Raw genomic sequence first — 9793 nt, forward strand, 5'->3', positions numbered from 1 at the left:
CGAGCAAGCCCGACGCATCGGAACGCTCCGGCTGCCCACCGCCCGCACCAGCCGGCGGAGACATCGGCGGCATCATCGGCATGCCTCCGGGCATGCCGATGCCGCGCTGGTCGGGGGTACCGATCGACTGCGTGCCCTCGCCCGCGGCCCAATCGCCGGCGTCCGGCATCTCCGACATCGGCGGCGGCGCGGATGGCGTGAACGGCTCGATGCCCGGCTTTTCGAGCTCGGGCATACCCACCCCGGACCCGATTCCGGGCTTCTGCGACGACGGCGGTTTGATGCCGGAACCGCTGCCCAGCGACGGCGGCGAGAACGGCGGCACGAACGGCGGAATGGCGGGGCCGTTTCCGGGGATACCGGGCGGCGGTTCGAACGCGGGCGGGTCAAACGTGGGCGGGGTGAAAGCACCGGGGCCGTTGGGGCCGACCGTGCCCGGGTCAAACTTGGTCGGGTCAAACGTGGGCGGGGTGAAAGCACCGGGGTCGTTGGGGCCGACCGTGCCCGGGTCAAACTTGGTCGGGTCAAACTTGGGCTGGTCAAACGCGGGCGGATCAAACGCGGACGGGTCAAACTTGGGCTGGTCAAACTCGGGTGGCTCAAACTCGGGTGGCTCAAACTTGGGCGGGTCAAACTTGGGCGGGTCAAACTTGGGCGGCGGCGGCGCGTTTTTCAAGAAGTCCAGGGGCGACTTGCCGGGACCGTCGGGCACGTCGTCGAGCGCGTTCGGGGTGGGCACGGACATCAGCGCGGTGTCGAACACGGTCTCCTGGTATTGGCCAGCGAGGGTCTTCAACACCTGGCGCATGTCCCGGTTCATCGCCTCGACTACCTCGGGGAACATGCTGACCTGGACCAGACCGTTATCCATTACCGGATCGGCGTGCACGACCTGGCCGTAATATTCGTTAATCCTGCGAACTATCTCTTTCGTCGCATTAGCGTAGTAGTGGTCGATCTCGTTTACCGTATTCCGGGCCCAGTTGAGGTAATCGCCGGCAGCCCACAATTGCTCCGGAACCGGATTGATACGGGCTGGGCCGCCGTCGATCTGCTGCGCATGACTGATGAACGCCTTAGAAAACTGCTCCATCAGGCCGAGGAACGCCGTCGCGGCCCCGCCCTGCCACGGGCGTCCCTCGCCCGCGAGAGCCCTCGCCTGGTCAAGGACGCTGGTACCGACCGCGCCCAGGATCTCCATGGCCGCGCGGAAGCTGAGCGCGGCCCGCCACAACGTCGTGGGGTCGGACGTTTCGTTAGTGGTGTCGACCTGATTGCCCTTGCCGACCGCGGCGGACCCCGTGATCGCCGCCTTGATGTGTTTCCAATCCCATGTGTTGTAATCTGCCCGACTCCCACCCATTCCATCGCCGACCGCGATGACAGAGCCGTCGTCCCGGGTGACAATTTGCCCATCAGCCATTTCGCAAAGCTTTCGTGTTAGACGGGAATGATGTCCCCGACGGGGACGGGCCTGCTGCGGCGAATCGAGGCGGAGACTGGCTCAGGCGACGCTGGTGGGACCGTTGACCGCAGCCGTGATGTAGTTCTTGGCGTCCTGGATGTGCTCGCCGAGGTCCTGCCCAGTGGCCGCGTTGAGCTCCTCGGCAGTCTGGTACTCCGACGCGAGGCGCTCAAGCTCCTCGGCAGTCTTGGTGATCGCTTGCTGCGCGGTGTTGATGAACCTCAGCGTGGTCGGCTGGATTCCGTCGCTCGCGCCACCGAACACCTTGCCGGTCAATTCGGCGGCGTCCAGAAAGGTACCGGGTGCGAGCTTCACCGACTCGATGTGCCACTTGGCAGTGTTCAACGGCTCGAGCATCGAGCGAAGGTTCGTCGCGAAGGTCCGCAAGGCCTCGGTGCTGACGTGTACACCAGGCCCGGTGTTCTCACCGCTGGCCGGCACCTTCGGCCAGTCAAACAGGTCAGCGAAGTAGCCGTCGGCAGGACCACCCCAGTCTCCGTCCACCGAAACGTCGGTTCCTTCGAAAGGATCGACGTGCTCGATGTCGTCCGGAAGCACGGGCAGTTTATCAGGCCCACCCATAGTATCTAAAGTTTCGCGGGCTCCCATTTAAGCTCCTTAACGGTCAAATCGTGGTTGCTGACGCCGGGGATGCCACCGGGGCTCGCATGGCGTCCCGGTGGCATCATCGGGCTCACTTGACGCCGTAGCCGCCCCACGCGTTCATGCCGGTGTGCTCGACCTTGAGGTAGCCGCCCGTGATCTGGTCGAGAGCTACCTCTGCGGAGTTCAGACTTTGTGGCATGCGTTGCGCAGCAGCGTCCCACTGGGCCTTCGCAACCATGTACTGGTCCTTGGCGTCGCCCTGCCAGTCCTGCAAGGTGGAGACGATCTGCTGGTGCATGTTCTCCAGCTCGGTCTGCAGGCGTCGGGTGACGGTGGCCATCTGATCGCGGACCGAGTCGGCCATGCCGCGGTCAAAGGTATAAGTAGGCAAAGCAAAAGTCCTTTCAATCGCTCAGCTGAGGGGTCACATCGCGTCGGGTCACAGACCCTGCAGGCCCGGGCCGGTCGGGATGCCGGCGGCGGTCTCGGCGTTGGCCTGCTCGCCGACCGTGATGGCCTGGCGGTTGCCGTTCATGATCTCGATCATTTCGCCGAGCTTGTTGACGATGAACTGGCAGTCGTCCATCCACGCCCTCATCGAGGAATCGAACGCCATGGACGCGTCACCGGTCCACGTCGACTTCAGCGCGGCGAGGGCGTCACCGACGCTCTGCACACCGCCCTTGGCCATGCTCTGGGTATTGGCGAGGTGGCCCGCCGCCTGCAGCATTCCCGGGGTTGTAGTCGACACTCCGGCCATGAATATCTCCCTTGTAGAAGAACTACTCGCGTCACCCTGCAAACGAAGCTTGCGCAGGTAGAATCCCTTCGGAGGCAGTTCACCACGAACAACGCGTCCGCACGACGCGTTGGACGGTTTTTTGCCCTTCTACACACCCGTCACCGCACTCGTAAGCTTGTCCGGCCACAAAACGGTCGTGCTTGCCGCGCCCCAGACGCCGATACCGCGGAGATCATTCCGATACCGCAACGAAAGCGTGCGCTTGCTGCCGGGAGTCCTGTCGGTCATTTGAGACGCACTGTCCAGGCACGACCGGCATAGGCTTCACCACGCGCCGACATCCATCTCCGCCGCGCCGTGTCCGACCACGACACCGCGGCCCAGCCACAGCTCCACACGGATCCGACGTCTGCCGCAAGTACCGTGGGAACTCTGATGGAGCTCGCTGATCAACTCGGTCAACCATGCGTGTCGGACTGCGCTGGCCGACGGAGGCAGGACCGTCAAGGCGCAGAAGCCCGACTCCGACACACCAAACACCCGGCAGCCACCTGGATCGGCAGGCCTGCCTCAAACATCGCCGCGATCGTGGCGTTACCTGGCTTTTGGTTCGCTTCTACCGCTCGGCCGCCCAGATCGGCATCACACCACCGCAGAGCCTCGAACCCGTTGATGTGCAAGCACAACACATTCGCCCGTCGACTGGCAGACCCCGGCAAGACGACTTCCTGCGCATCACCCGAGAACGGCGAATATCCAGACAACAACTGTGCCCGCAACAGATCATCACCGACGGCAAATCCGGCCCCCAAGCACATCTGCCATCCGGGAAGTTCAACGCCAACGCCGTCCAGCTGACCTTGTGGACGCCACTGGCTGGCAGCACGCCTGGACACAGCTGTTCGCTGCCACCACGCCCTACCGACAACGGTCTGACCTTGCCCGACCGCCCCGAAGGGCCCGATCCAAACGAAACGTGGGAAAAGCTGGGCAGACCAGCGAATCCCGCACGCCCGCAACCAAGCAAAAGATCGATAATGCACCAATCAGCTATTCAAGACGACGACCGGCGGATCGAGGCTCAGTGACTGCCGCGCCTGCCGCGAATCCGGTGTCGAGGAAGCCTGCCGGGACGTGCGTGTGGGGCGCATGTGATGGACGATAGCGGCTACCACGGTAACCTCGTGGCGATCACGCCGCATCCCTCGATGGCCGCGAACTTCCCGCCTGGACGCAGGAACTCTACACCGTTCACAAACGTATCCGAGCCCGCGCAGAGCACGCTTTGGCATCTGAAGCCCTGGAATTTCCCCCGCAACTGCTGGCGCACAGGCGAGGGCTTCTGGAATGCCGTCCAAGGCTGGCTCTCATGTTCAATCTCGCCAGGCTCCACCGACGCGAGCCATCCCGCCAGGGCTGTGCTTTCCTTATCCCGCACCACACTTGATCTTTAAGGTAGGACAGCCTTTAGCTGGAAACCCGATCCGGGGACGGCCCCCCGCCGGCGGCCCAACCGGATTTCAAGCACGGTCCGGCACAAAGGTCAACGCGCCGCAGCGTCAGATCAGGCCGTGCCGCAGCGCATAGGCGACCGCGTGCGCTCTGTTGCGGAGGCCGAGCCTGCTCATCAGGCCATGCAACACGCTCTTAACCGTGCGCTCGGAATACATGAGCTTCTCCGCGATCTCGCCGGTGTCCAACCCATCCGCGAGTAGCCGGAAGACCTCGATCTCCCGCGGGGAGAGACCGCTCAGCTTCAGGTCGCGCGGACCCAGAGTGATTTCCTGCAACTGCTTCATCCCCTCCAGCACCGCACCCAACTGCTGGGCGGGCAGGTCACCGCGACCCTCACACGCATCGGAGATGGCTTGCAGCAAGCGTGTTTTCGTCGTCACCTCCCTGCGCGGCACCAGCACGATCAAGCCGTGCTCGATGGCGGCCAGCAACTCGCCATGCCGCAGGTTGTCCGCGATGAGCACGAGACGAGACGCCGTGATGTTGCTGAGGAGGTCGTACAGACCGGAATCGTCGGTGACCGCGACGGTGACGTCGGCTTCCTCACCGTCGACGACGAGGTCGATATCGAAAGTCGAACGGAGCATTGCGTGCAGACCTGAGACTACGAGTGGATCGACGGCACGTATAGCGACCCGAATGCTCGTGCGGCGCGCCTGCGCGATGGCGGCGAGGCGACCGGGGGCGCTTGGCCAGGCGGTGTGCGAAGTCATGTTCACAAGAAAACCTCGTCAGTATATCGACTACCAGATAATCACCAAGGCAGCTTTCTGCACGCTGAAAGCCTTTAGGGTTGCGACCGTGGCTGCTCAGCCAGGTGACGTGTGAGGTCATGCCCACTCTCGATCGTGTCCCGCTCTCCTCCAACGGCGACTGGTCGTCAGCAGAGGTGCTACGTGGGGGTGCCAGTGTGCGCGCCGCGCTTGCCCATCTCGTTCGCCTCTCGCTCGGGAACGTCGGACCGAATTCTCGTCCGTCTGGCTCCGCCGCGACACCGTGCAAGTACCTGGGGACTACGTGAATTGCAGATGCTCCCCATCGATGTCAGCCACCGAGTCAAGGTTTAGTGTGGTCACGTGGTGACGCGGCGTGAGAAGGGCAGCCTCCCGGCGGAGGTGACCAGCTTCGTCGGTCGTCGCCGTGAGATGGCCGAGGTCAAGAAAGTGCTTCCGACGGTGCGGATGCTGACCTTGACCGGTCCGGGCGGGGTTGGTAAGACTCGGCTGGCGCTGCGGGTGGCCATGCAGACCCGCAGAGCGTTCTCTGACGGCGTGTTCCTGGTCGAACTGGCCGCGCTGCAGGATCACGCGCTGCTGGAGCAGACCGTCGCCGACGCGATAGGGCTGCGCGACCAGTCCGCGCGGCCTTCTCGGGAGATCCTGGTGGACCACCTGCGGGGCAAGCAGCTCCTGCTGGTCCTCGACAACTGCGAGCACCTGGGGGCCGCGTGCGGCGTGCTCGCCGGTGAGCTACTCGCGGCAGCGCCGCGGTTGCGGATCCTGGCCACCAGCAGGCAAGCGCTCCGCACACCCGGAGAGCACATCCGGCCGGTGCCGCCCCTGCCGCTGCCCGATCTGGACGTGACCCCGGCGGGCGACTCGGCCACCGGGGACGCGATCCAGCTGTTCAGCGAGCGGGCCGCGGCCGTGGTGCCCGATTTCGCGGTCACCCCCGCCAACCAGGCCACCGTCGCGCGGATCTGTCAGCAGCTGGACGGCCTGCCGCTCGCGATCGAACTCGCCGCCGCGCGGGTGCAAATCCTCTCGCCGGAGCAGATCCTCCAGCGGTTGGACGACCGGTTTCGGCTGCTCACCGCAGGCAGTCCCGCCGTGCTGCCTCGACATCGGACGCTGCAGGAGGTGATGGACTGGAGCTACGCGCTGTGCTCCCCGGCCGAGCAGAGGTTGTGGGCACGGATGTCGGTGTTCGTCAGGGGGTGTGACCTGGACGCGGCCGAGGCGGTGTGCGCCGGGGACGGCATCCCCCCGGAGGAGGTCATCGACGCGGTGGCCGGATTGGTGGACAAGTCGGTCCTGGTCAGGGAGGAGGACAGCGCCAGTGTCCGGTACCTGATGCTGGACACAATCCGCCACTACGGCAGGGAGAAACTACGGGCCGCTGACGAGGAGGCGGCCCTGCGGCGACGGCACCGGGACTACTTCTTGAAGCTGACCGAGCGGCACGCGGCCGAATGGTTCGGTCCCGCCCAGGAGGAGATCGCTGCCAGGAGCCGGCGCGAGTTCGCCAATCTGCGGCTGGCGCTGAAGTACTGCCTGAACACCCCCGGGGAGTTCCAGACGGGGCTGCGGATGGCCGCGGCACTGCACTTCTACTGGTACGGTTGCGGCCCCCTTGCCGAGGGACGGCACTGGCTGGACCGGATGCTGACGCTGGACGTCACACCAAGCAGGGCGCGGGCCGCCGCGTTGTGGACCAACTCCCACCTCGCCGTCGCGCAGGGCGACCGCGCCGCGGCCGCCGACATGGCTGAGGAATGCTTCCAGTGGGCCAGGTCGGCCGGTGACAAGAACATGCTGGCCCACGGCCTGTTCGCGTTGGGAACAGTGGAGTGGGCTAACGGTGGCGACCTGCCGCGGACGCTGGCCCTGATGGAGGACTGCCTGGCGCTGTTCGAGGCACTGGGCGTGATGACGGCCGTTACGGCCATCGCCTACGTCACGATGAGCGCGACGCTCACCCAGATGAACGGCTTGGACCGCGCGATGGCGGTGTCGCAGCAGGCAGGCGCCCTCTGCGACCAGCACGGCGACCGATGGGCCCGAACGTACGTGCTGTACATCAGATCCCTTACTGAGTGGATGCGGGGTGACGTGGCTCGGGCACGCGCGTGTGCCGAGGAAGCCCTGCGGGATCAGCAGATCTTCAAGGACGCACTGGGCACTGTCTTCGTCATCGAGTCACTGGCCTGGTACGCAGGGAGCAGCGGGGAACACGAGCGTGCCGCGGTGCTGCTGGGAGCGGCGCACCGGCTTTACCCGATGGAGGGCAGCAAACCGCTGGCCGACCTGCCGCGCTTTCAACTAGTGCACGACGAGTGCGAACGGCAGACGCGCCGCGCCCTCGGCGACCGCGGGTTTCAGACCTCGTTCGACCGGGGCGTCGGTTTCGAGAGCGCCCAGGCAGTGGCCTACGCCCTGGGTGAGGATGCCGACGGCACCACGTCGGGTCCGGTTGCTGCCGATGATCCGTTGGTCCAGTTGACCCGACGAGAGCGACAGGTCGCCGAGCTGATCGTCGAGGGTCTGTCCAACAAGGACATCGCCGCCCGGCTGGTGATCTCCACGCGCACTGCGGAGGGACACGTGCAAAACGTACTGACCAAGCTCGGGTTCACCAATCGCGTCCAGTTCGCCGCTTCGTTCGGCGAGTACCGGCACATCCGGAACCTGTGATCATCGTCCGTGCTCCTGTTCGTCGTCGCTCGGTGGTCACGGCGGCGCGAGGCGAAGTGCCTGTCCAGCCAGTCGGCGATCTCGGCTTCGGCGACGTGGTTGCCGCTGGGTTCTCCGTCGATGACGGGGCGCCCGAAATACAGACCGCGGACCTCGGCGGTGGTGAGGTCCGCAGTACCGAGCGCGGCGATCATGCGGCGGGAGTCGCTGGAGTGTGTTGCGGGTGCGGTCACAGATCAGATCGGTGCGCCGGGCAGTGAGGGTACGCAGGTCGACGGCGATCTCGTCGCCGGGGCGCAACAGCCCCAGATCTCGGCGCATACGGGCCTGATCAGCGATGACGGAGGCGGCTTTCGCGTCGGTTTTGCCTTCTCCCCGGTAGGAACTCGAGGTGTGATGCACGCTCAAGCCGGTGATATAGGCCAACGGTTGTTCGTGGTTGATCAGCAATCCGATCAGCAGCGCGGCTCCACCGTGGTTGAGATCGACAGCCCACAGCGCCTCCGGCGGGATCGCCAGCACGTCACGGATCAGTTGCAGGAGAACGGTTTCGTCGTTCTTGCCTCGCCGGGAAAGCAGCCGCTCGCCGTCGGCATCCAGCACCACGCAGGTGATGTTCCTTTTGATGCCCACCCCGGCCCAGATCCGGGGCCCGGTCGCCTCCGCAGCTAATCCAGCATCACACCCACAGACGACCTCGCCAACGACGTTGTCCTACACAGCGATCACATCGCGTACCCCAATTACATTAGCGGTCTTAATCGTCGCGGGGTTCCCGGCCAAGTCCCTTCAGCCATCTCAAACGGCGAAACCATGACAGCCATACCCGAAACCCCTGGGTCCACCGATCTTATTATCAGAGTGACCAGTTCGAACCCTCTTTGAAAGGTAGGACAGCCTTCAGCTGGAAACCCGATCCGGGGACGGCCCCCCGCCGGCGGCCCAACCGGATTTCAAGCACGGTCCGGCACAAAGGTCAACGCGCCGCAGCGTCAGATCAGGCCGTGCCGCAGCGCATAGGCGACCGCGTGCGCTCTGTTGCGGAGGCCGAGCCTGCTCATCAGGCCATGCAACACGCTCTTAACCGTGCGCTCGGAATACATGAGCTTCTCCGCGATCTCGCCGGTGTCCAACCCATCCGCGAGTAGCCGGAAGACCTCGATCTCCCGCGGGGAGAGACCGCTCAGCTTCAGGTCGCGCGGACCCAGAGTGATTTCCTGCAACTGCTTCATCCCCTCCAGCACCGCACCCAACTGCTGGGCGGGCAGGTCACCGCGACCCTCACACGCATCGGAGATGGCTTGCAGCAAGCGTGTTTTCGTCGTCACCTCCCTGCGCGGCACCAGCACGATCAAGCCGTGCTCGATGGCGGCCAGCAACTCGCCATGCCGCAGGTCGTCGGCGATGAGCACGAGACGAGAGACCGTGATGTTGCTGAGGAGATTGTGCAGGCCGGAGTCGTCGGTGACCGCGACGGTGACGTCGGCTTCCTCACCGTCGACGACGAGGTCGATGCCGAAAGCCGGACGGAGCATTGCGCGCAGGCCTGAGACTACGAGTGGATCGATGGCTCGTATGGCGACCCGAATACTCGTGCTGCGTGCCTGCGCGTTGGTAGCGACGGGGCGGGGGGAGCTTGGCCAGGCGGTGTGCGAAGTCATGTTCACAAGAAACCTCGTCAGTATCTCGGCTACCAGTCTTTTAGGGAGGCAGTTTTCTGCACACTGAAAGCTGCCGGTTGAACGCCAATCGAGTCACCCGAAAGCAACACATGCATTCGGCCGCAACCCTTCCAGCCAGTCATCCAAACGGCGTGTCAGCGGCATTACTTACAAACGAGCAATACGACACAGCAGAGGAGCACGCATCGTTGCCACACCCGAAAACTAAAACGAAGCGACACACAAAAATACATTCATGGCCGCCTGAAAACTGTATGGTGACCGTGCTGTGCACGGCAGGCGTCATCCCGATTCCCCGAGCCCAGCAGGCCGGACAGAACTCGGCGTGACGATGCCATTCGGCTCGAAGCGGAGGAGGCGAATGGGACAT

At 64.5% G+C, this 9793-nt stretch carries 6 protein-coding genes and 2 pseudogenes; 1 reads left to right on the top strand and 7 read right to left on the bottom strand.

Features of this window, described 5'->3' with window-relative positions:
* The 5 genes and pseudogenes from AB0I53_RS22325 to AB0I53_RS22345 form a co-directional block, all read right to left on the bottom strand.
* Window positions 1-1423, bottom strand: a pseudogene (locus AB0I53_RS22325) (hypothetical protein); the annotation flags it as partial.
* An 81-nt stretch (window positions 1424-1504) separates the two neighbouring features.
* Entirely contained in the window at window positions 1505-2074 is a 570-nt protein-coding gene (locus AB0I53_RS22330; protein WP_358506505.1) for a hypothetical protein, read from the bottom strand.
* An 85-nt stretch (window positions 2075-2159) separates the two neighbouring features.
* Window positions 2160-2435, bottom strand: coding sequence for a WXG100 family type VII secretion target (locus tag AB0I53_RS22335; protein WP_358506507.1), 276 nt, complete (start codon window positions 2433-2435; stop codon window positions 2160-2162).
* A 75-nt stretch (window positions 2436-2510) separates the two neighbouring features.
* Window positions 2511-2831, bottom strand: a complete 321-nt coding sequence (locus AB0I53_RS22340; RefSeq protein WP_358506510.1) for a WXG100 family type VII secretion target — start codon at window positions 2829-2831, stop codon at window positions 2511-2513.
* Window positions 2832-4372: 1541 nt separating this feature from the next.
* Window positions 4373-5041 carry a response regulator transcription factor gene (locus AB0I53_RS22345; protein WP_358606015.1) on the bottom strand — a complete coding sequence of 223 codons (669 nt, stop codon included), beginning with the start codon at window positions 5039-5041 and terminating at the stop codon, window positions 4373-4375.
* Window positions 5042-5404: 363 nt separating this feature from the next.
* Between AB0I53_RS22345 and AB0I53_RS22350 the strand changes: the two genes are divergently transcribed.
* Window positions 5405-7741, top strand: a complete 2337-nt coding sequence (locus AB0I53_RS22350) for a LuxR C-terminal-related transcriptional regulator (protein WP_358506496.1) — start codon at window positions 5405-5407, stop codon at window positions 7739-7741.
* A 219-nt stretch (window positions 7742-7960) separates the two neighbouring features.
* Here AB0I53_RS22350 and AB0I53_RS22355 read toward each other — a convergent pair.
* Together AB0I53_RS22355 and AB0I53_RS22360 are read right to left on the bottom strand one after the other, a co-directional pair.
* Window positions 7961-8386 (bottom strand): annotated as a pseudogene (locus AB0I53_RS22355) (IS110 family transposase); the annotation flags it as partial.
* Window positions 8387-8733: 347 nt separating this feature from the next.
* Window positions 8734-9402 carry a response regulator transcription factor gene (locus AB0I53_RS22360; protein WP_358606018.1) on the bottom strand — a complete coding sequence of 223 codons (669 nt, stop codon included), beginning with the start codon at window positions 9400-9402 and terminating at the stop codon, window positions 8734-8736.
* Window positions 9403-9793: the final 391 nt, after the last annotated feature.

It is taken from the genome of Saccharopolyspora sp. NPDC050389, from assembly GCF_040655595.1.
GTDB lineage: Bacteria > Actinomycetota > Actinomycetes > Mycobacteriales > Pseudonocardiaceae > Saccharopolyspora.

Bases quoted from the DNA above. Each gene is read 5' to 3' on its own strand.
- AB0I53_RS22335 (WP_358506507.1), bottom strand. From the start codon at position 2,435: ATGGCCGACTCGGTCCGCGATCAGATGGCCACCGTCACCCGACGCCTG.
- AB0I53_RS22360 (WP_358606018.1), bottom strand. From the start codon at position 9,402: ATGACTTCGCACACCGCCTGGCCAAGCTCCCCCCGCCCCGTCGCTACC.
- AB0I53_RS22330 (WP_358506505.1), bottom strand. From the start codon at position 2,074: ATGGGAGCCCGCGAAACTTTAGATACTATGGGTGGGCCTGATAAACTG.
- AB0I53_RS22340 (WP_358506510.1), bottom strand. From the start codon at position 2,831: ATGGCCGGAGTGTCGACTACAACCCCGGGAATGCTGCAGGCGGCGGGC.
- AB0I53_RS22345 (WP_358606015.1), bottom strand. From the start codon at position 5,041: ATGACTTCGCACACCGCCTGGCCAAGCGCCCCCGGTCGCCTCGCCGCC.